At 66.6% G+C, this 20,925-nt stretch carries 15 protein-coding genes and 1 tRNA gene; 5 read left to right on the forward strand and 11 right to left on the reverse strand.

Going from position 1 to position 20,925, the window contains the following annotated elements; all coding sequences use genetic code 11:
- Positions 1-7: 7 nt before the first annotated feature.
- The 8 genes from QE454_RS11690 to QE454_RS11725 all read right to left on the reverse strand — a co-directional run bounded on the left by QE454_RS11690 (position 8) and on the right by QE454_RS11725 (position 9,107).
- Positions 8-1,195, reverse strand: coding sequence for an oligosaccharide flippase family protein (locus QE454_RS11690; protein ID WP_307455262.1), 1,188 nt, complete (start codon positions 1,193-1,195; stop codon positions 8-10).
- Positions 1,192-2,511 carry an O-antigen ligase family protein gene (locus QE454_RS11695; RefSeq protein WP_307455260.1) on the reverse strand — a complete coding sequence of 440 codons (1,320 nt, stop codon included), beginning with the start codon at positions 2,509-2,511 and terminating at the stop codon, positions 1,192-1,194. The genes QE454_RS11690 and QE454_RS11695 overlap by 4 nt, the downstream gene beginning before the upstream one ends.
- Positions 2,511-3,455, reverse strand: coding sequence for a glycosyltransferase (locus QE454_RS11700; protein WP_307455258.1), 945 nt, complete (start codon positions 3,453-3,455; stop codon positions 2,511-2,513). Before QE454_RS11700 ends, QE454_RS11695 begins: the two co-directional genes overlap by 1 nt.
- Positions 3,456-3,666: 211 nt before the next feature.
- Entirely contained in the window at positions 3,667-4,752 is a 1,086-nt protein-coding gene (locus tag QE454_RS11705) for a glycosyltransferase family 4 protein (RefSeq protein WP_307455256.1), read from the reverse strand.
- A complete protein-coding gene (locus tag QE454_RS11710) occupies positions 4,752-5,636 on the reverse strand; it encodes a glycosyltransferase (protein WP_309668794.1) in 885 nt (294 codons plus the stop codon). The genes QE454_RS11705 and QE454_RS11710 overlap by 1 nt, the downstream gene beginning before the upstream one ends.
- A 146-nt stretch (positions 5,637-5,782) precedes the next feature.
- The gene (locus QE454_RS11715) at positions 5,783-6,847 is read right to left on the reverse strand and encodes a glycosyltransferase (RefSeq protein WP_307455252.1); all 1,065 of its coding nucleotides are present in this window, start codon (positions 6,845-6,847) and stop codon (positions 5,783-5,785) included.
- Positions 6,847-7,968 (reverse strand): glycosyltransferase, encoded by a 1,122-nt coding sequence (locus QE454_RS11720; protein ID WP_307455250.1) that lies wholly within the window; start codon positions 7,966-7,968, stop codon positions 6,847-6,849. The genes QE454_RS11715 and QE454_RS11720 overlap by 1 nt, the downstream gene beginning before the upstream one ends.
- A 1,065-nt stretch (positions 7,969-9,033) precedes the next feature.
- Positions 9,034-9,107, reverse strand: a tRNA-Met gene (locus QE454_RS11725).
- A 408-nt stretch (positions 9,108-9,515) separates the two neighbouring features.
- Between QE454_RS11725 and QE454_RS11730 the strand changes: the two genes are divergently transcribed.
- Entirely contained in the window at positions 9,516-10,322 is an 807-nt protein-coding gene (locus QE454_RS11730; RefSeq protein ID WP_307455248.1) for a carbon-nitrogen hydrolase family protein, read from the forward strand.
- 870 nt (positions 10,323-11,192) lie between these two features.
- Here the strand turns inward: QE454_RS11730 and QE454_RS11735 are convergent.
- A complete protein-coding gene (locus QE454_RS11735; protein WP_307455246.1) occupies positions 11,193-12,398 on the reverse strand; it encodes an aminotransferase class I/II-fold pyridoxal phosphate-dependent enzyme in 1,206 nt (401 codons plus the stop codon).
- A 148-nt stretch (positions 12,399-12,546) separates the two neighbouring features.
- Here QE454_RS11735 and QE454_RS11740 point away from each other — a divergent pair, with 148 nt between their 5' ends.
- Complete coding sequence (locus QE454_RS11740; protein ID WP_307455244.1) at positions 12,547-14,079, forward strand: S1C family serine protease; 1,533 nt, start codon at positions 12,547-12,549, stop codon at positions 14,077-14,079.
- Positions 14,080-14,156: 77 nt separating this feature from the next.
- Here QE454_RS11740 and QE454_RS11745 read toward each other — a convergent pair whose 3' ends face one another.
- Both QE454_RS11745 and QE454_RS11750 read right to left on the reverse strand, forming a co-directional pair.
- Positions 14,157-15,500 carry a maltokinase N-terminal cap-like domain-containing protein gene (locus QE454_RS11745; RefSeq protein ID WP_307455240.1) on the reverse strand — a complete coding sequence of 448 codons (1,344 nt, stop codon included), beginning with the start codon at positions 15,498-15,500 and terminating at the stop codon, positions 14,157-14,159.
- A gap of 77 nt (positions 15,501-15,577) precedes the next feature.
- Positions 15,578-16,516: a hypothetical protein gene (locus tag QE454_RS11750; RefSeq protein WP_307455238.1), complete on the reverse strand. Its 939-nt coding sequence runs from the start codon at positions 16,514-16,516 to the stop codon at positions 15,578-15,580.
- Positions 16,517-17,262: 746 nt separating this feature from the next.
- On the opposite strand from QE454_RS11750, the gene QE454_RS11755 reads away from it, so the two are divergent.
- From QE454_RS11755 to QE454_RS11765, 3 genes are read left to right on the forward strand one after another with little or no spacing between them, the layout of a single operon-like run.
- Positions 17,263-18,957 (forward strand): ATP-binding cassette domain-containing protein, encoded by a 1,695-nt coding sequence (locus QE454_RS11755; RefSeq protein WP_309668661.1) that lies wholly within the window; start codon positions 17,263-17,265, stop codon positions 18,955-18,957.
- Positions 18,958-18,968: 11 nt separating this feature from the next.
- The gene (locus QE454_RS11760) at positions 18,969-20,573 is read left to right on the forward strand and encodes a hypothetical protein (RefSeq protein ID WP_309668662.1); all 1,605 of its coding nucleotides are present in this window, start codon (positions 18,969-18,971) and stop codon (positions 20,571-20,573) included.
- A complete protein-coding gene (locus tag QE454_RS11765; RefSeq protein ID WP_056230575.1) occupies positions 20,548-20,814 on the forward strand; it encodes a DUF3039 domain-containing protein in 267 nt (88 codons plus the stop codon). The genes QE454_RS11760 and QE454_RS11765 overlap by 26 nt, the downstream gene beginning before the upstream one ends.
- The last annotated feature ends 111 nt before the right edge of the window (positions 20,815-20,925 follow it).

The raw sequence follows: 20,925 nt of genomic DNA on the forward strand, positions 1-20,925 counted from the left end.
GCGGAACTCAAAGGCTGCCGCGCGAGAACAGCATCCGCTGTGCAACCAGTGCCACCAGAAAAATGCACTCGCTGACGCTGATAGCCAATACAAACACGGATGTTGAGAGCGGGGAGAAAAGTAACGCGAACGTGATCTGAGAAAGCAGGGCCAGGGCATATGCGAGCCCCGTGCTCACGAATCTGCGCTCGGCCAGCGCTGCGGATGTGAGGACGGTGCACGCGAAAGAGAACGGAACCTGGGCGCCGACAGCTTGTACGGCGCCGACATACGGTTCCGCCTCAGGTCCGAACAGCAGCGGAACGTACATGGGGGCGAGCAACGCGTTCGCCGTTGCGAGGACGGCCCCGCCCAAGAATGCGACGCTTGTGAGGATGAATAGCCGCTTACGGGAGGGTGGGACTGCGGCGAATCTGGGGAGCAGCATCGACCCGACGATGATGGAAGGAATCACCATCAGAATAAGCATCCGCGACGCCAGGCCGGTACCTTCGAAGTGCCGGCCAGAAGCGAGGTTCTGACTCAGGATGAGCAGGCACGCTGAGTAGGCATGAACGACAAGGGTATAGAACAACAGTGCTGCGTATGATCGACCGTCGCTCACGAAGTGTGAAATGCGGGGAAGCCCCACGATGTCACGAATTCTGACCTTGGCTTGCGCGTTCACGATGAACATCGTGAGAAGGAGCCCTGCCGGGTAGACGAGAGCGACCACTCCGAGTGGGAGGCCGAGGATCGCCAGGAGGATACCGACCGAGGCGACCAGCAAATTTCCCGCAATCTGACCCACGGCGATCTTGCGCGCCTCGAGTCGCGCTTGCAGGACGTACGTCGTCGTGGCCGCGATGACCACCGGCGTGAGGCAAAGGCTGAAGGCGAGCATCATGTCGGTTTGCGTCGCGATGATCGGGACCATAACGATTGACGCGACGACAGAGATCCAAAGCTGGGCTCTTGCCGTATCGTGCACGACCTGACGGGAATCTTCGCCTCGCGCTATTCGCTGTACGGCTGATGTTCCCAGACCAGCGTCGCCGGCCACGGTAGCGAAGCCTATGAGTGACTGCGCGAGACCGAGCATAGCTAATTGCTCCAGTCCAAGCGTCCTAGCGACGATGAACGTCAGCGAGAAAGCGAGAAGGCGTGCGGCGAGCTGAGCCACCAGCAAATAGGCGCCGTCTGACAAGAACTTCACGAAGATCTTTTCTCTGTGAACCTTCCGGCGTAGTCGGAAGACGTTATAGAGCGCTCAATCGGCTGTTTCTCCACCGGTCTCGGCCGTTCCCTGCAAATGCCCCACGCGAGTCCAACGAACAACCACGTCTCCAAGAACCACAGCGCGCTCGTGGCGACAGAGAAGAGGAGATAAGGCACCGCAAAAGTAAGAACCAGGCCGAGACGTCTCCTTGAGACGAGGCGGTACACTGTCAGGGCAGCCGAGACGGCGACGAGAGCAAGAGCGAGAAGGCCCCCATCGTAGACAATCTGGAGCGGGAGATTGCCGATGTAACCAGGGAGGGCGAGTTCTGGTCGGGTGAGGTCGTAGTTGCGTTGTCCGAAACTGTTGAAACCTAAACCGGGGAACAGTTGCCCAGAAGCAAGCCATTCGTTGAAGGCTCCAGCGTTCACCCTCTCGCGAAGGCCCCCTGTACCGGTCGTGGTGTCGAAGAGATCCAAGAATTTGCTGAAACCGACGTCGCCGCTGGTGAGGAGCACCGGGACGGCAGGGATCGCCAGGAGTGCAGACGCAACAATGAGGCGGCGTGACTGAGGGCGAAACACGGCGGCGAGTATGAGGCCGACGCAATAGGCCACGAGCGCAGCGCGGGTGTGGGTGGTGAACAGCGCGATCGGGGTGAGGATGATCGAGAGGTAGCGCAGCGGTGCGGAGATCAGGCGCCGCGGGTTCCACACGGCGACGAGCCCCCAGAGGCATAGCAGCCCCGCGAGGATATTGGCCTCGAGAGCGGCTACGTAAGACGCGTAACCTCCGTACGCGGGATCGATCTGTACCCCGATGTCCGCCACCCCAGCAAACGTCGCCAGCGACCACAGAGCGATGGCAAGGCCGCCGCAGAGAAGGTTGACGGCCACGCCCACTTTGACAATGGTCTGCCAAGTCTCGGAATGCTGTGCGACCCATACGGCGCTCAATACGTTCACAGCGCACCAGATCAAGACGGAAAACGAGGACGCGGGCTCGGGGGAGTTGAAGGCGGATGCCAGCCCGACACCGACGAGCCATGCCGCGACAAGGCTCAACGACACCCAACTTGCCAGGGGCATCGAGCGAGCAGCCCCTTGCTCTCGTCTCCTGAGGAGATCTCCGACGAGCGCCACGGCGCAGATGAGACCGATGACGACTTCGAGTCTGATATTGGCGCCAGCCACATCCAGAGCGGGCCGTGTGACGAACATGCTTGCTACGAGGAGACCGCCCAGCAATCTCGGACGCTGGGGGAGAGTCATCGCTCCCAGCAGAACCAACGCAATGAGGACAACAACGCCCATCAGCCGTCCTCGCCCATGAACATGTGGGAAAGTACTCGCTCTGCGCGATGCGCGGATGAGATCTCGTAGAGATCCCCGCGAGCCGGTGGATGATCAGGGAGAAGCTCATTCAACGTGGTGCTCCACTCGACGGCGTTTTCCGCCAACACAACGTGCTCCGGGAACTTCTTCGCCAGAGCCAACATCGAGGGAAGAGGGGTGGCGAGTATCGTGAGGCCAGCTGCCAAGTAATCGTATGCTTTCAAGAAATTGCTCGCGCGGTTGTAGGGGGAATCTACGAAAGGCACGACACCTACCTGGTGCGATGCCATCTGCCGGATGGCATCCGCGTAGTCGATGGGGCCGAGTGACCGCACATTGGCGGAATTTCGGAGGTTCTCGGTCGGTTCGCCGCCGGCAAGAGTGAAGGTCCAATCCGGCCGCAACTGCACGACCCGTTCGAAGAGGTCGACGTCTATGCGCGAGTTCCATCCGCCGACGTAGATGGCCGTCTTGCTCGCTCGGGGAATGTTCACGTCCGCCAGGTAGCCGTCGACACGGTCCAGAGAGACCCCATTCCCGACAACCGCGATCGGAGCGTTCTTCGGATCGTCGTGAGCCGCCGAGTCCAATTCGATTGCGATGCTCTCGGACACGCTCGTGGTTGTGGCGCAGCGCGCGCGCGTTGCGACGGATAGCTCCAGGTTGCGTCTAGCTTGGCGAGTGCCCGATAGATACTCGTATCCCCAGTGGCGATCCACGACATCGAAGTGCGAGTGAGACCAGACGGGCCAGCTGCATATCTCTGGAAACATCCACCAATATGCGATGAGGCTCGGTCGCGTCAGGCCGATCTCATCGATGGCCCGACGAATGGCCGCACCGACGAGTCGAAGAGCCAGGAGGCGCGAAACCTCCGGGCGCACCGTCGGAAGCATGGACGTGATGCCCGGAGTGACGAGCACGTGCGCAGTCTTCGAGAGCGAGAGCAGCCCGGGCCGCAGGCCCGTGGCCTTGCGGCCTCCCTTTCTCAAGCCGAGTAGCGCAGTCAGCCCCGAAGATTGGTGCTGTCTGCAGACGTAGAGTGTGGTTGCCGTCTTGCTGAGCTCTGCGAACATCTGAAGCGACGTTTGATTCGCGCCAGTTTCGTATGGTGGACCCCCGAGAATGACGTACTCAGGTCGCGGTGACACGGGCATTCCACACATTCATTTTCGAGAGCACTTGAGCCCGCTTCTCCAGAGTGAGTTCGGATCTCACTCGTTCGAGCGATGGGCGGGGGCGCGCATCGGGTTCTGTTTCGAACCATTTTGCGAGAGCCTCCGTGATTGCCATATCTTCGTCGACACCTCGATCCACCGATACGCCGCCGACGAGTGCCAGAGCTTCGGACGCGCCCCCGTCGGCGAAGCCAATTGATGGAATCCCTCTCAGAGCGGCCTCGACGGGGACCAGTCCGAATGGCTCAGGTCGACTCGGGAAGCACGCTACGAGTCCGACATCAGAGGGCAGAGCGGAAAGACTCTTTATCTCGCCCGCGTAGTGAACGCGGGCGTCCGTAGCGACCACGTCCAAGAGCGAACTCAGGTGCTGCTCCTGGCCCGGGTATGGTGAACCCGCGAGGATCAGGGTGGCCTCGGGCGGAGCGACACGAATGAACGCCCGTGCCACCGCCAGATGCCCTTTATGCCCGTTCACCCGGGCGACCACCGCTACTTTCGATGAGATCGACGGTTCGCGAGGCTCGGCGGTGACCTCTTCCAGATCGACGACCGGGTACGTGACTCGAATCCGTTCCGCTTCGACCCCGCTCGAGACAAGCCAAGACTTCACCGCTTCACTGCAGCTCGTCAGGTCGTATGAAGCGCTCCGCAGCAGGCTCTTCACCAGTACCGCGCCCAGGCGTCCAGGCAGCAGTTCGTGAACGGCAAGATAAAATCGACGCCGGAAAAGTCTCAAGGGTACGGAGTAGTGCGCGACAGCGAGCGTCCAAAGTACGACGACGTCGGCTTTTCGCGCCGCCCTCGGGAGCCGAAGGGATCGCAGGGAATCCCGCAACGCGCTTTTGCGGAGGACGGACATCGATGGCTCGATGTGGACCACCACCCGCAAGCGCCCCAGTAGGGCGGTGAGCGGGCCATCGGCCGGCAGTATCACCGTGACCGAGTGACCTAACCTACGCAGGGCGCGAACTTCGTCCAGGAGGACTCGGCTGGCGCCGTAGACGTCATTGCTTCCGTGGATTATCGCCACCGAAGACATCAGGAAAACTCCCCGATCAGAGCGCTCCACGAGCTGCGGAACTGAGAAGCCGGCCGTGACGCGGCAAGTGCCAGCCCGTCGCGGGCGGAGGACTGCCACGTCTGAGGATCGACCACGAGATCCTCGAGTTGCGTCATGAGCAATGAAGCGTCCTGAGACAGAGTCTGCGACGGTGTGATGGTGACGGCGGTGACTTCATTGAGCGATCCGCGCCCCGTGTGTGCGACGGGCAAGCCGGCAGCGGCTGCCTCGACCGCAGGAAGGCAATAGCCCTCGTCTACTGATGCCACTATCAGCGCAAACGAAGTGTCGTAAAGGTGATCGAGCGCTGCAGTCGAAACGTCCTCATGTAGTTTTACCCAATCGTTTCCGGAATCCCACTCGCGAAGCGCCTTGTTGATAGCTTCGGTGTCGTTTCCGGGTCGTAGAACGAGATTGAGAGTGAAGTCCTGCTCGAGTTTGCGTCGCAGCCTGGCCACCACCTCGATCGCCATCGGTATTCGCTTGTGGCGATCACCGGACGCCACCATAAGGAATCCCGCGCGATGCGCCCCGGGGCTCGGGTCTTCCCGAATGGGTGGGGCTGGCCAGGGTATGACCCGGATATCAGCTCTTGGCCACCTCTTCGCGATCTGACTGGCACTGTGCGCCGATGGCGTGACAATGACGTCTGCGAGTCGCGCTGAGACACCGAACGTGGTGCGCGCGTAGGCGACGAAAACCTTCGCGAATAGACGTTCATGGTCCAAGACCATCGTGTCGTGCATGACGACGATCGACCGCTGAGAGCGAAGCTTCCCACCAGTGTTCGTAGCGTGCACTATCACCTTCTCGCCGCATCTCGCCGCGGATACGGGAACTCGCAAGAAGTCCCACGCGAGCATGTTCGCGACTCGAGCGATTTTGGAGGTCGGCTCTGCCCGCGGGCTAACAGTACGCACATTGACACCGGCGAGGGCCTCTTCGATCAGCCTCGCACCGCGACTGGATCCACTCCGTCCTCGCACGCCGATGAAATCGTTGAGCAGGGTCACAGAGAACCGAACTTCATGTAGGCGGACTGGAGCTGAGCGCGGAACTCCGTGCCGTCGAACCTCAGACTTGCGGACGCGGCTCTCTCGCGCGCAGATCTCATCTCGTTATCGTCCGTGGCCCACAGTGTGACCTGGGCGACTATCTGCTGGAGGGAGTCGGAGGGGAGTGCTGAATCCAGGTTCCCCTGCCTCCACGGCGAAGGGTCTTCCATGAGAAACGTGGGTTCCGAGACCATCTCAGAGATAGCGCTGTTCTGAAAAGCGACGACGGGCGCCCCTGCCGCCATCGCCTCCAGGGGTGGCATGCCCTGTCCTTCATAGGCTGAGGGATAGAAGAAGGCAACCGCGTTCTTGTAGACGGCCGCTAGTTCGGTGTCGGAGAGGTTGTCGAATCTGAAAACGTGATCGGTGAGGGGGAAGGCGGAGGTGCCCCTTCCTACGACCACCGTATAAATGTCTTCGTTCGCGAGAGCTCTGGCCACGGCCGGGATCCAGTGGAACCGCTTCCTGGGATCCGGGGTGCGGAGGTCCACCATCGCGACGATGTATTTCAGGCCGTCGATTGCGCGGGTCGTACCGGGGAGATCTTTCGGCGCGTCGAAGTAAGCCCTTGATACCGGTAGCGAGCAGATGTCTATCCTGTCGCGCGACATCTTGAGTTTTTCCTGAACTCGCGTCGCGGTGAATTCAGAATTAGCAAGAATCCTGTCGGACCTGCGAGCGTTGAAGAAGAGGGCGCGGCTCTTCAATCCGAGCTTCGAGTATTGCTTCAGGTCCAGGGGGATCGTGTCTTGAACAGTGCAGAGCCACTTGCTGGATTTCAGAAGCGGGAGGTGATGCACGGCCGTCGCGTGATACACGTCCGGCGGGGGTTCCATTCGACCCAGCTGCCGCTGGACGGCGAAAAGGTCCGTGCCGTCGTCGCGCGCTGAGCCTGACACGTTCACAACGCTGATACCGGATGTGGAGTGAGCCGCCGCTGCAATCGTGGTCGCGTATCTTCCGAGTCCTCTGTCCGCACCGGGGCCGCTCAGCGAAAATTGGTCGAGCGCGATCCGCATCAGGATTTGTCCTCTTTCCGGCTTCCGACCAGTGCGAGCAGTGCCGAGTGGTATGCGGCGCACACCTGGCTCCATGAGTAGTGTTCGGCAGCCCTCGCGCGGTTGGCATCCGCGACTTCCTCCAGGTCCTCGCGTTCCATCATTTCTGAAAGAGCGTCGTTGACCGCGGTGGGATCGGCGTCGACGAAAACGGCGTTGCTGCCCAGGACTTCTCGGTTGTAGACGGTGTCCCGAGCGACAACCGGCGCGCCCGCAGCCATGGCTTGAACCAGGGCTGGGTTCGTTCCGCCAACGGAATGGCCGTGGAAGTACGCGCCAGCATTTTTCCAGAGCGACAGGAGTCGAGCGTCGTCGCGCACATGGCCCAGCCAATGAACTCGAGGGTGGCTGGTGTCCAGTCGCTGCGCCCATTCATCGAACTCGCCGCCATAACCGCTGGAGCCGACGATAACGACGTCCCACCGGCTCGCGAGCGTCGGGGTTGCGGTGAAGAATTCCTTGATGGTGTTCTCGGGCACGAATCGCGCGACGACGAGGACGTATCCTCGCGCTGTGAGTCCGGGTTCTACCGGCAGCTCGGGGGGAGTCGCCTCCCCGCCGTAGGGAATGAAGGTGCCATCGCGTTGGAAGTCCGATTTCCAACGCGTTCCGATCGCCTCCGCGTCGAAGACGAGCTCGTTCGCCCAGCGAGCGGTGCAGCGGGCTCCCAGCCTGAAGACTGCTTTCGCAAGACGGCCCCATTTTGCGCGGTCCCACTCGATACCGTCGACGTTGACGAGGGTGGGTATGCCGCGGAGCCTGAGGAGCGGGAGCCAGAAGCCGTTGGCCACGTTCATGACCAGAGCGACGTCCGGTTTGCGCATTGCCGTTCTCAACATGGAGGTGAAACCGTAGCTCAACGTGCTCAGCTGCTTGGTGTCGAAGCCAGCAGTCGTTATCGACTTGATGCGCGGGTCTCCGACAGGCCCCGCAGATGGCTCGCGGCGAGAGCGCCCATAGACGGAAACGTCCCACTCCTGATCCGCCAGATACGGGGCAAGCTTTCGGACAGCCGTTTCGAAGCCTCCGTAGTAGCTCGGGTAGCCGCGGGTTCCGACGATGTCTACTCTCAGCTGCGTCACGTCAATCCGTCCTTCTGGCCGCCGTGAGGACGTCCATCGTTGGTTGCGACCTCGTCGTAGCTGGGGGTGGATCCTGTGGCCCGGGCCGAAGGCGGAGGGTAAGCACCAATGAATGTGTATTGCTTGCGGTCGGCCCGAGGTCACTCTGTTCAGCAGCGCTCGCGTTTCACCATGTCGCTGTCCGAGAATGCTTACAACTTCTGTTGCTGCATCCTGCCTCCGTGGCCGGGGGTTGCTCTAGGTATTCTGCCTCTGGATCGAACGATAACAGGCTTGTACGGAGCCTGATGTCAGTTTCAAATGAACGCCGCATTTCTCGTCATCTCGCGACGCTCACGCGGAAGGGGGCGTCGACGCACTGTGAGTCCGAGAGCCGGGCGCCGCCTTGCGTTGCTTCTGCTCCGGCGGCGGGTTTGCGGAGTGGTCGGCGAGCTTGCTGATGTGGCCGCATGCGGAGCACGGAGGGCCGGGTCGGAGCTCACGTCGAGCCGTCGCTGACCTGTTCGAGCTACCCCAGGGGATGGGGTTTTGCGACGATTGCCGCGACTGCGCGGACGAGGGCCTCGTAACGCAACCTGCTGGGCAAGCGGGAGGCCCCGGATCGGCCAACAAGTGGTGCTTGCGCTACGTCACACGGGCCATGCGGCGAGGGTCACTTGGACGCGCGTCTGGAAAGGCGCGTTACGAGGTAGATGACACGGCCGACGATCGCGACAACGGCGATGTCAACCAGGCGAAGCCCGCAGCGACCGGATCGAAACTTTGCGGTTGCGTTTCGTTTCTCGTACCTCGAGTGACGTTTCACGGCTGGATGATAACAGCTTCCGTAATGTAAGCCTTGGGTCCTCGGTATGCGATTGTTTGTCATCGCTGACCCCGAGGTCGTGCCACTGCCGCCGCGCCGCTGAGAAGGTCGCGCACCTGGGGCGTGGGAGTCAGTCCGCGGCGCCGCGCCGCCGCACCTTCGGGTACGCGCGGAGAGCGTGAAGTCGAAAACCGAGGCTCGCAGAAAGCACCGCAGATGACAGAAGGCCCCGGATCTTCCGATCCGGGGCCTTCTTCTTGTTGCGGGGGCAGGATTTGAACCTACGACCTCTGGGTTATGAGCCCAGCGAGCTACCGAGCTGCTCCACCCCGCGGCACAAGAGAAAACATTACCTGCGGATGAACAAACCCGCAAATCCGGACGTACGCCCCGGGAGTGTCGCGAAAGAATAGCGCTGGTGAGCGAAGATATCGCCAGTTGCGCCGACGGGCGCGCGCGCAGTTTTGCTCAGCAGGCCGATCACGGGGAAGCGGGACTGGGCGACGGCGGGTTCATGGGGGCTTTCGTCCGACCTCGGGGCGCCGAGCGTCGCTCGCCGCACCGAGCCCGCTACGAGGAGCGTCCGACCGAGCGGCTGCTACCCGTCAGTGCGGTGGCTTTCGTCCTCGTCTTCGCTGGCTTCAGTGAGATCGTGCGGTCGGGGTCGTGCGTGGCGCGGTCATCCTCGTACTGTGGTTTCGGTGCCGACGATCGTCGGGCGCCGGGGGAGGGAGATCACTCCATGAGTCACGACACCGTTGCAGTCGCCGTCGCGCAGTTCGCGCCCTCGGCCTCGCGGGAGGGCAACCTCGCCGATATCGCCGGCCTCGCCCGCACGGCCGCCGCCCGTGGAGCCGGCGTCGTGGTCTTCCCGGAGTACTCCAGCTACTTCGTCGACCCGTTCGACGCCTCGCTCGCTGAGAACGCCGAAGACCTCGACGGCCCGTTCGTGCGCGCGCTGATTACCCTGGCGACCGAGCTCGACGTCGTCCTGGTCGCGGGCCTTGTAGAGAAGGCTGACGACGGTCGTCGCGTGCGGAACGCGGTCGTGGCAGTGGGCGCCGATGGCATCCGTTCCGTTTATCGGAAGCTGCACCTCTATGACGCCTTCGGGCAGCGCGAATCCGACTGGGTCGAACCGGGCGAGATCACCCCGCCGCAGACGTTCGAGGTGCGGGGCCTGCGATTCGGGCTGATGACCTGTTACGACCTGCGCTTTCCCGAGGTGTCTCGCACCCTGGCTGACGCGGGAGCTGATGTGGCGCTGGTTCCGGCGGAGTGGGTTCGAGGGCCGCTCAAGGAGCACCACTGGACGACGTTGCTCACCGCCAGGGCGATCGAGAACACGTTTTTCGTGGCCGCGGCCGACCACCCGCCGCCGCTCGGTGTGGGGCACTCGATGATCATCGACCCGCAGGGAGTCATCTTGGCTCAGGTGGGTACGATGACCGACGTCGCGGTGGCGCATATCGATGTGGCCGCTATCGCGCGAGTGCGGCGTGTGAATCCTGCGTTGGAGCTGCGGCGATACCGGGTCACGCCGCGCTGATGAGTTCGCGCTCGGGGCGTCTAGCCGTTGGCGGTCGTCACCAGCCCGAGCCGTTGAGCTCGATCCCGTCCGCGCGGTCGACCACGCGAAGCTGATGCGCGGGTCCAGAACACGGGCAGAACGTTCGCGTCATCGAAGCCGTCTCGGAGTATTCGAAGCTCGCACACGTTGTCCATGAGCACCGCCCGGGCGTGACACGTTCCACGAACACCGCGAGTTTGCTGCGTCGCAGCCCGACGGCTGCGTGGCCGCAGGCTCGACACGATCCGGTCGACGCGGAGGTCAACCCGTCAGAGCTGGCCACGGGCTTGCGCTCTCACTGCGGCGACGACGGACTCGTGGGACGGATGGACGAACAGCACCCCGACGCCCTGGTGGAAGCTACCAGGCCGGATTGCGAAGGTGTAGCGAACCTCGACGGTCGGATCGTCGCGAAGTACCCGACGTATCACTTCTCTCACGCCCTCGGTCACACGGCCTCCAACCAACGCGGGTTCGTCATGGCGCACCGCTACGTTTTCACGTGTGAGACCTGCGATGCGGGTTTGTTGACCATTCGACAATATTTCGTATTTTGTCCGCAACAAACGTCACGCTTTCGAGGGGAGTGCCGCTCGACGAGTGTGTGCCGTTTCAGCTCGAGCCGCGTGTCGCATTGCGTCGACGGCGCTCGTGCGCGGTTCGAGGGTTCCGAGAGGTTCTCGCCGGTCTCGTGACAGCCCATTTAAAGGTCGTAGAGAATGCGTTCGCGGCGCCCCCGCGGAAGTGGGGGCTTCTGTGTGGTCGACGTTTCTCCCGGACGGCGGGGTGCTTCGACAGGGGAGCGTGTACTCGTCGACGCTCAGCGATTGTCTGCGCGCCTCGGCCGCCTCAGTTGAACGTCAGCCCCGCCAACCGCTCCGCCGCATCCTGCAGCACCCCCACCCGCTTGCACGCGGCGAACCGCACGAGCGTCGCGTAGTCGCCGCGGTGCTCGGGCGTCACGAACGCGGTGAGCGGAATACCGACCACCCCGGCGCGGGCGGGCAGCTCGCGGCAGAATGCGTCGGCGTCGGTGGCGCCGAGCGGGGCGGCATCCACCACCGTGAAGTACGACCCCGCGGGAGTCGAGACGTCGAACCCGGCGGCGCGCAGCCCCGTGCCCAGCAGGGCGGCCTTGGCGGCCATCTCGGACGCGACCGAGGCGAAGAACGCGTCGGGGAGGCGCAGGCCCACCGCGATCGCCGGTTGAAAGGGCGAACCGCCCACATAGGTGAGGTACTGCTTGACGGCGAGCACGGCGGTGACGAGATCGGCGGGGCCGGTGACCCACCCGGTCTTCCACCCGGTCAGCGAGAACGTCTTGCCGCCCGACGAGATCGAGAGCGTCCGCTCCGCGGCTCCGGGGAGGGTGGCGATTGGCACGTGCGGTCCGTCGAACACCAGGTGCTCGTAGACCTCGTCGGTGACGATGATCGCGTCGTGCCGGTGGGCCAGGCGCACGACCTCGTCGAGCGCCTCGCGCGAGAAGACCGTGCCGGTCGGGTTGTGCGGGTCGTTCACGAGGATCACGCGGGTGCGATCGGTGACGGCCGCTGCGAGCTGCGCGAGGTCGGGCTGGAAGTCGGGCCACCGCAGGGGCACCGGCACGAGTTTCGCGCCCGACAGGGCCACGCAGGCCGCGTACGAGTCGTAGTAGGGCTCGAACACCACGACCTCGTCGTCGGGGGAGTCCACGAGTGCCAGCAGGGTCGCGGCGAGCGCCTCGGTCGCCCCGACCGTCACCAGCACCTCGCGCTGCGGGTCGAGCTCGATCCCGTAGAAGCGCCTCTGGTGCTCGGCGACGGCGGCCAACAGGTCGGGAAAGCCGCGTCCCGGGGCGTATTGATTGACGCCCGACGAGATGGCCGAGCGGGCGGCATCCAGAACCGCTTCCGGTCCGTCCTCGTCGGGAAAGCCCTGGCCGAGATTGAGAGCGCCGGTCGCGGTGGCGAGGGCGCTCATCTCGGCGAAGATCGTCGGAACCGATGAGCCGTCGGGCGCGAGCAGTCCCGCGCCTCGAGCGGTGCGCTGCCAGGCGCCGGGAATGTGTCGCATGGATCCAGGATGCCGCACCCTCGCGCAGCGCAAGCGGGAATGCCGCGCGGGTCTCTCCTGCTAGACCCATAGAGACGGCCCACGCCCGTCATAGGTGGTCCACAGGAACGGTGGTCATCGTAGAAGCACCTGGAACAAGGAGCATCCCATGAGCGACACCACGGACAACCGTCCCGAGGGCAACGACAACAGCCACCAGAACAACTCGGCCGCGAACGGCGCCGTTCCCGCGTCGCCGCAGCCCGAGTCCACCACCCCCGCCGCCCCGCGCTACGACGCGCCGCCGGTCCCCACCCGCTCGCCGGCCTCGGCCGCGGCGGCCTGGCCGCCGCCCGCCGCGGGTGCTGCCGCGCCCCAGCAGCCCGGTTACGCCTCGGCCCCCTCGGGCGCCACCTCGCCGACCGGTCAGGCCTTCGGCCCCGCTGCGACCGACGCGCACCCCACGCTGGCGATGCCGTCCTCGGCATCCACCGCTCCCCGTAAGAAGAGCGCGGCACCGCGGATCGCCGCTCTGCTGGTCGCGGCCGCCCTCGTCGGCGGTGGCGCAGGTCTCGGCGGCACCTACGCCGGCCTCAGCCTCTGGGGCGGATCGAACTCCTCGGTCGCCTCGGGGCCGCAGGCGATCACCGTCAACAACCCCGACAGCGTCAACAACACCTCCGCGGTCGCCGCGAAGGTCGTCCCGAGCGTCGTGACCATCAGCGCCACGGCCGGGCAGTCGGGCGGCACCGGTTCGGGCGTCATCCTCAGCCAGGACGGCTACGTGCTCACCAACACCCACGTGGTCACCCTCGACGGCCAGAGCGGCAGCGCGAGCATCTCGGTCACCACGTCGGACGGAAAGGTCTACGCGGCCAAGGTGGTCGGAACCGACCCCACCTACGACCTCGCGGTCATCAAGCTCGAGAACGCTTCGGGGCTGACCCCGATCGAGTGGGCCGATTCGTCGAAGCTCAATGTCGGCGACAACACCATCGCCGTCGGCGCTCCCCTCGACCTGCCCAACACGGTCACCACGGGTATCGTCAGCGCGCTGAACCGCTCGATCCAGGTCGCTTCGTCGGCCGCTCCGAGCGACGGCTCCGACCAGCAGCAGCAGGAGCCCGGCCAGGAGAGCCCGTTCCGCTTCGACTTCGGTCAGGGTCAGCAGCAGCAGTCGACCAGTCAGACGATCAAGATCGCCGTCATCCAGACCGACGCCGCCATCAACCCCGGCAACTCGGGCGGGGCGCTCGTCGACAACCAGGGCAAGCTCATCGGCATCAACGTCGCCATCGCGAGCGCCGGCGGGTCGTCCTCGGGCGGGCAGTCGGGCAACATCGGCGTCGGCTTCTCGATCCCCTCCGACATCGCCAAGCGCGTCTCCCAGGAGATCATCGACAACGGCTCCGCCACGCACGGCCTGCTGGGTGCCTCGGTTCAGGATGCCGCGTCCATCCAGGGCGCCACCACGACCGGTGCCTACATCGCCGACGTGTCCAGCGGCGGCGCGGCCCAGGCCGCCGGGCTGCAGAAGGGTGACGTGATCACCAAGTTCAACGGCATCCCGATCACGAACTCCATCGACCTGACCGCCCAGGTGCGCGCTCTCGCCGCCGGCAGCAAGGCCGAGGTCACGTACAACCGCGGCAACGCCGAGAAGACCGCCGAGGTGACCCTGGGGTCCATGCCCACGAGCTGACCCCGCCGTTCCCGCTGAAGAACGCCACCCCGCTGAATCCCAGCGGGGTGGCGTTCTTCGCGGGTTTCCGGGCCCCGTCAGTGCAGGGGTGCCAACCGCCCGATCGCCGCGAGGGGGATGCCCACCCAGTCCGGGCGGTTGCGCGTCTCGTAGATCGCCTCGTACACGGCTTTGTCGAGCTCGAAGGCCTTCAACAGAGCGTCGTCGTCGGTGCGGGGGCGGCCGGTCGTGGCGGCGTACCCGTCGAGGAACGCCTGCTGCGCAGCGATGACCCACGCGCGCACGGCCCCGCCGTCGTCGTCGGCGACCGCGCCCGAGACGTAATCGAACGAGCGGAGCATTCCCGCGACATCGCGCACGGCGACGTCGGGCTGCAGACGCTCGTTGATCGGGCGAAGCGGCTCGCCCTCGAAGTCCAGGAGCACCCAGCCGTTCGAGGCGGTGTCGAGCACCTGCCCGAGGTGCAGATCGCCGTGAATGCGCTGAAGAGCCGGCCACCTCACGTCGAGGGCCCTGTCGTAGACCTCGTGGATCTGCTCCTCGTAGGGCTTGAGGGCGGGCACCTCCATCAGTGCGATGGTCAGGCGGCGCTCCCAGGCGCTGTTCACCGATGACTTGTCGGCCGCACTCGGGGGGAATGTCGAGAACCGCTCGGCCAGGGCCACGTGCATGCCGGCGACACTCGCTCCGAGGGCGTACGCACGCTCCGAGAAGTCGTCGCCTGCGGCGGCGGCATCGAGCGCGACGCGCCACGCATCTTCGACGCCCTCGAAGAACTCCTGCGCGAAGGCGAGCGAACCGCTGACGGGAACGCCCTCCGGGGTCATCCAGATTCCGCGTACCTCACCGATCGCTCCGGGCACGAATAAGGCCCCGCCGGCGGCCAGCGCGGACTGGAGCTCGACGTCGGGATTAATCCCCGGATTCACCTGACGGAACAGCTTGCAGATGACGGGTACACCCGTTTCTTCACCCTCGAGACGGTAGATGATCGAGGTGTTCGACTGCTCGCCGCTGAGCACGCGGGCCGTCGTACGCGAGGCCAACGGGCGCCCGTTGGTCGCCCCGAGCGGGATGCCCCGGAAGCCGTCCTCCGGCGCCCCCACCTCACCGCCCGCGGTGACCAGCGCGTACAGCGCGTCGGTGAAGGCGGAGTCGGTGGTGGCATCCGTCCATACCTGTCCCTCCGCTGCGGCGCCGATCAGGCTCCCCGGCGGAACCGAGCCTTCCGCTCGGCGTGCGACGGGCACCTGGTACACGATCGCCGGTTGCACGGCCTCGTCGCGCACCAGCAGCACTCGCGCGTCGGAGGCGTCGAGCGGCCAGTCGGCCACGAGAGTCAGCCGCGGGTCGCGGCCCTTTGTTCCGTACCAGCGCTGACGCGGCATCCAGACAGCGAGGAGTTCGAGGAGGTCGCCCATGCGGGCAGGCTAACGCGCCGTCGAGTCCTTCGTGCAGGTCTTGCGCGCGGCCCCTCGTCGGTGAGAGAGGGCGAGATTCAGGATGCCGGCCTCTCGTCGTCGCCGCCCGGCTCGAGCTCGGGGGACTCTGCGGGGCGCTCGTGGCGCGAGAGGGCCCTGCGGGCGATCGCGCCGGTTCGGCGTCCCGCCCCCGCGAGGGCGTCACCGGCACGACGAATCCCGCCGAACGCGGCCCGCTCGAGGGGCTCGGTACCGGGCCGCGGCTCGAGGTCTGCGGGAAGCGTCGACGGGGGAGCGCCGAACGCGCGACGGGCATTGACCAGGACGCGACGACCCAGGATGTTGTTTCCCGCCCCGCCCACGACGGCGCCGACGCCGAAGGGGAGGGCCTTGCCGATCCACGAGGCACCGCCGCGGGCGGCGAACTGGCGCACGAACGTCGTCTTGAGCCGGTCGACGAGGGGGCCGACCATCGCGCGCGGCAGCGTCTTGGTCACCATCTCGCCCCAGTAACTGGAACGTGAGCCCCCACGGCCGGCGGCCTGAGAGGCCAGTTGCGAGACGAGGTCGATGCCCTCCTTGCCGAGCATCAGCGCCAGCACCAGCGCGCGGCCGCGATCGGGGTCTTCGACCACGACCCCGTGCACCTCGGCGACCGACTGCGCGTACAGAGCGGTCGCCTCGAGAAAGCCCACCGTCTCGACGCCGCTGAGCGCCAGGGTGACGCCGGTCCCGATACCGGGGACGACGGCGGTCGCTCCCACGGCGGCCCCGCCGGTGGTGACGGCCGCGAGATAGCGCCGCTCGAGGATCTTCAGGATGTCGTCGACGCCGGCATCCGGATGCCGCAGACGAATGCTGCGCAGGTGCGCGAGCACCACGGGGCGCTGGACCGACAGCACGCGGTCGAGCATGCGGATGGTGCGCGGGTGCTCCTCCGACCCCACCGGGGGTAGGCCGCCCTTCCAGGGGGCGTCGTCGGGCAGGGTGTGAATGCGGTGCACCTTCTCAGCCATGCCTCCATCCTCGCCCGGAGGACGGGTCGGGCGGGGGTGCTTGACGGCCGCGGGGCGCGGTGCGGCGTGCGCAGCCACGAGGTGCGGTTGCGAGTCGACCCCGAGAGCGCCTGCGCACGTACGCGCCCGGGATGTCGAAGAGGACGTCATCCGTTCAGATGAAATGTTTTGCGGGGATCCACCGGCCTTTCGTTATCTGTGAGTGTGTGGGGCGCGCGACTGAGCGTCGGTCGGTGTCGGAGGGGGTTGGTAGTTTGGTGCGATGACAGCGTCGCTGCCGGAGCCCCCCGAAAAGTCCTCTTCAGATACCGAGGGCGCGGCGGCGAGCGCCGAAGCCGCGGTGTCACCCCCGGCCAAGCCCCGCGCGCCGCGTGCGACCACGCCGCGAGCTCCGCGACGCCCGACGGCGAAGGCTGCGGAAGCCGATTCGGCAGAGACGCCCCAGGCGACCGCCCCGCCGCGCACCCCGCGGACGACTGCCGCGCGCGCCGCCTCGGCCGCGGAGACGACCGGCCGGACGCCCGCGGCGAAGAAACCGACCGCGCCGAAGAAGCCCGCCGCGCCGAGGAAGCCTGCTGCTCCCCGCACGACGGCGGCGAAGGCTGCGGGGACGAAGGCGGCGGCGGCGAAGCCCGCCGCTCCCAAGAAGCCCGCGGCTCCGCGTCAGACGGCTGCGGCGAAGGCCGCGGCTGCCAAGGCGGCAGCGGAGGCGCGCTGCTCTCGAGCAGTCGCGGGCCGAGGCGACCGTGAGCGCGCCGGACGTCGCTATGCCGCCGCTTCTGCCGGATGACATCGTGGTGCCGCCGCGCCCGCCGCTGCCATCGGTCGGCGCGACGACCGAGAGCGACGACGCCGACGCAGAGCCCGACCAGGCGGTCGACGAGCCGGACGCGGCGGTCACACCGGATGCGGCGGGCTCCGCTCCGGCTGAGGTTTCCACCGAGAACTCGTCCGCTGCCGGTGACGCCGAGTCGGAGACCGTTGCCGACCCGAGCCCCGCCGATGTCGCTGTCGAGGAGCCGGTCGTCGATCCGGCTCCCGCCGATGTCGCGGTCGCCGATCCGATCGTCGCCGACGTCGTTGTCGAAGAACCGGTTGCCGGTACGACTCCCGCCGATGTCGCCGTCGAGGAGCCGGCCGCGCAAACCGTGGCCGACCCGACGCCGGGCGACGTCGCCGTCGAGGAGCCCGCGACTGTCGCAGCAGATACGCCTCAGCAGACCGACCCGTCGTCCCCACTGGTCACGTCGTCGTCCACCGAGGTCGTCGCCGAGACGCCGCTCGAGCACGACCTCCCTTCTGAGTCGGCTGCTCCGGCCGCCACCCCGCCGAGCGAGGGGTCACCCGCGAGCGCCGACGGCGTGAGCGAGCAGGAAGACCCCACCCCCGCCGACGTGCGCGTCTACGAGGCCGAGCCCGCGGACCCCGAGACCGCCCCGTTCGTCGCTCCGGCGTCGACCGAGGTGCCCGAGACCACCGGCGTCGATGCGGCGGGCGCCGAAGACGACGGGCAGACCGCCGTCCTCGACGCATCCCCGGCCGAGACGCTCGAGCGTGCCGTCGACCCCGAGCCCCGCTCCGAGGTGGACGAGTCCGTCACCCAGGTCGACGACGCACTCGTCCCCGCCGCGGTGGTTGCGGGGTTGGTCGATGCACCCACGGCATCCGACGACGAAACCGCCGTCCCGGCTCTCGCCCTGCGCACGATCACGAAGAGCTTCGGCGAACTGCGCGCCGTGGACGCGATCGATCTGACCGTGCCCGCGGGGGCGTTCTACGGCCTGGTCGGACCGAACGGCGCCGGAAAGACCACGACCCTGTCGATCATTGCGGGCCTCCTGCGTCCTGACCGCGGCACCGTCACGATCAACGGTGTCGACGCGGCCAAGCGCTCGCGCGAGGCCAAGAAGCTCATCGGCGTGCTGCCCGACCGGCTGCGCACCTTCGACCGGCTCACCGGCCGTCAACTGCTGTCGTATTACGGCGCGCTGCGCGGGCTGCCCGCCGCGCTGGTCGAGAGCCGCACCGCCGACCTCGCTCGTGCCTTCGACCTCGTCGAAGCGCTCTCGCGCCCGGTGTCGGACTACTCCGCCGGTATGACCAAGAAGGTCATGCTCGCGGGGGCCATGATCCACTCGCCGCGTCTGCTCGTGCTCGACGAGCCCTTCGAGGCCGTCGACCCGGTGTCGAGCGGCGTCATCCTCGACATCCTCGGCACCTACGTCGAACACGGCGGCACGGTCATCCTTTCGAGCCACGGTATGGAGCTCGTCGAGCGCGTGTGCTCACGCGTCGCCGTCATCGTGTCGGGTCAGGTGCTCGCCGAGGGCACCGTCGACGAGGTGCGCGGCGAGGGAACGCTCGAACAGCGCTTCCGCGAACTCTCCGGTGGTCTCGGCGACGTGGAGGGACTCGAGTGGTTGCACACGTTCTCCGCCTGAGACTCGCCATGATGCTGGGCGCCCTCCGGGGCGACCGGCGCGAGGTCGTCCGGCGCGCCATCGGCGTCGTCATCCTCATCGCCGCCACCGTCGTTGCGGCGACGAGCGCCGCCGGTCTGGCGGATGCCAGCCCCCTCACCACCGCCGTCGTCACGGTGCTCGCGGGGTCGGCGGTGACGCTCGGCTTCGCGGTCGGTCCGCCCGTGACCGCCTCGATCGACCCCCTCGACCCGCGCCGCTTCGCCGTCGTCGGGCCCGAGCCTCGGCCCCTGGCCGGCGCGCTGCTGCTGGCCGGGTTCCTCTCCGTGCCGGTGCTGGTCGTGCTCGTCCTCGGGGTCAGCCTCGCCGTCGCGTGGGGCGCGCACGGCGCCTCGGCCTGGGCGAGTGCGGCATCGGTCGTTCTGGGGCTGACGACCTGTGTGCTGTTCGCTCGCGTGAGCATGGCGCTCGGCGCCCTCGTGCAGCGACCGCGTCAGTCGCGCGAACTCGTCGGCGTGTATCTCATCGCCGTTCTCGTCGTCGTCGTGCCGGTGGGTGTCTTCCTCGGATCGCTCGAGTGGCGGGGGGTCGTGCCGTCGCAGCTCGCCTCGGCGGCAGAGGTGCTCGCGTGGACCCCGATCGGGGCCGCGTGGGGTATCGCCCTCGCACCGTCGGCGGGAGCGGCCGTCGGCAGCCTCGTCGTGGCCCTCGCAACCGTCGCCGCGCTGGGACTCGCCTGGTTCGCCCTCGTCAACGTCCTGCTCACCACCACCCGTCGTCCGGTCGCGGTGCGCGAGCGCGGAGGCCTCGGCTGGTTCGCGATCCTGCCGGGCACGCCGGGGGGAGCGGTCGCCGCCCGCAGTCTCTCGTACTGGTTGCGTGACCGCCGGTACATCGTCAACGTCGTCATCGTGCCGATCGCCGCCGTCGTCTCGACGGTGCCGTTGCTCGTCGCCGGCGTCCCGTTCGAACTCGCCGTCCTGCTGCCGGTGCCGATCATGGCGCTGTTCTTCGGGTGGCTGCCGCACAACGACCTCGCGTACGACTCCACCGCGCTCTGGATGCACATCGCCAGCGGCATGCGCGGGGCTCCCGACCGCATCGGGCGTCTGGTGCCCGTGCTGCTCATCGGCATCCCGATCCTCGCCGTCACCCTGCCGCTCGCCATCGTCGCGCACGGGCGCTGGGCGATCTTCCCGGCGATGGTCGGGGTGTGCGCGGCTCTGTTCCTGGCGGGGCTGGGGCTGTCGAGCATCTCCTCGGTGGTGGCGCCCTACGCGGTCTCTCGACCGGGGGGACAGCCCCTTCCAGCAACCGCAGCGCACGGGCTCGGGCGGCGTCGTCGCCCAGGGGCTCGTGATGGCCGGCGCGATCGTCGCGGCTTCGCCTGCGGCATGGCTCACATGGCGGGCGATCAACGGCGAGACCGTCGACACGGCGCTGGCGCTCTGGGTCGGCATCGGTGCCGGAGCCATCGTGCTCGTCGTCGGCGTCGCGATCGGTGCGGCTCTGTTCGAGCGCCTTGGAACGCGTCTCATGGAGTTCGCCGAAGCGACCTGACCTGGCTCGCGACCGACCCGTCAGGGCTGACCGCGGCTACACTGGCTCTCCATGAGCACGCCTCTCGACAGTCCTGACAGCGGGGGTCTCGCGACCCTGGATCGTGAGCTCGAAGAGCTCATCCGCGAAGAGAACATCGAGCCCGGTGATCACGAGCGCTTCTCCCATTACGTGAAGAAGGACAAGATCCTCGAGTCCGCCCTCAGCGGCAAGCCGGTGCGCGCCCTCTGCGGCAAGAAGTGGACGCCGGGGCGCGACCCCGAGAAGTTCCCCGTCTGCCCGCAGTGCAAAGAGATCTACGAATCCCTCATCAACTGAGGTCTTCTCGCTCCGCCTGAGGGGCCGGAAAGCGTCGCCCCGGCTAGCGCTCGGCGGCGCTCTCCGGCCCCTCACGCGCGTCCGCCGCGTGAAGGGCCCGTGAGCCCCGGA

The sequence above is a fragment of the Microbacterium sp. SORGH_AS_0454 genome (assembly GCF_031453395.1).
Classification (GTDB): Bacteria; Actinomycetota; Actinomycetes; order Actinomycetales; family Microbacteriaceae; genus Microbacterium.

What these genes read in the sequence shown, in the direction of transcription:
- QE454_RS11695 (WP_307455260.1), bottom strand. Translation starts at nt 2,511, where the DNA reads ATGGGCGTTGTTGTCCTCATTGCGTTGGTTCTGCTGGGAGCGATGACT.
- QE454_RS11705 (WP_307455256.1), bottom strand. Translation starts at nt 4,752, where the DNA reads ATGTCTTCGGTGGCGATAATCCACGGAAGCAATGACGTCTACGGCGCC.
- QE454_RS11710 (WP_309668794.1), bottom strand. Translation starts at nt 5,636, where the DNA reads ATGCTCGCGTGGGACTTCTTGCGAGTTCCCGTATCCGCGGCGAGATGC.
- QE454_RS11715 (WP_307455252.1), bottom strand. Translation starts at nt 6,847, where the DNA reads ATGCGGATCGCGCTCGACCAATTTTCGCTGAGCGGCCCCGGTGCGGAC.
- QE454_RS11730 (WP_307455248.1), top strand. Translation starts at nt 9,516, where the DNA reads ATGAGTCACGACACCGTTGCAGTCGCCGTCGCGCAGTTCGCGCCCTCG.
- QE454_RS11735 (WP_307455246.1), bottom strand. Translation starts at nt 12,398, where the DNA reads ATGCGACACATTCCCGGCGCCTGGCAGCGCACCGCTCGAGGCGCGGGA.
- QE454_RS11740 (WP_307455244.1), top strand. Translation starts at nt 12,547, where the DNA reads ATGAGCGACACCACGGACAACCGTCCCGAGGGCAACGACAACAGCCAC.
- QE454_RS11745 (WP_307455240.1), bottom strand. Translation starts at nt 15,500, where the DNA reads ATGGGCGACCTCCTCGAACTCCTCGCTGTCTGGATGCCGCGTCAGCGC.
- QE454_RS11750 (WP_307455238.1), bottom strand. Translation starts at nt 16,516, where the DNA reads ATGGCTGAGAAGGTGCACCGCATTCACACCCTGCCCGACGACGCCCCC.
- QE454_RS11760 (WP_309668662.1), top strand. Translation starts at nt 18,969, where the DNA reads ATGCTGGGCGCCCTCCGGGGCGACCGGCGCGAGGTCGTCCGGCGCGCC.
- QE454_RS11765 (WP_056230575.1), top strand. Translation starts at nt 20,548, where the DNA reads ATGAGCACGCCTCTCGACAGTCCTGACAGCGGGGGTCTCGCGACCCTG.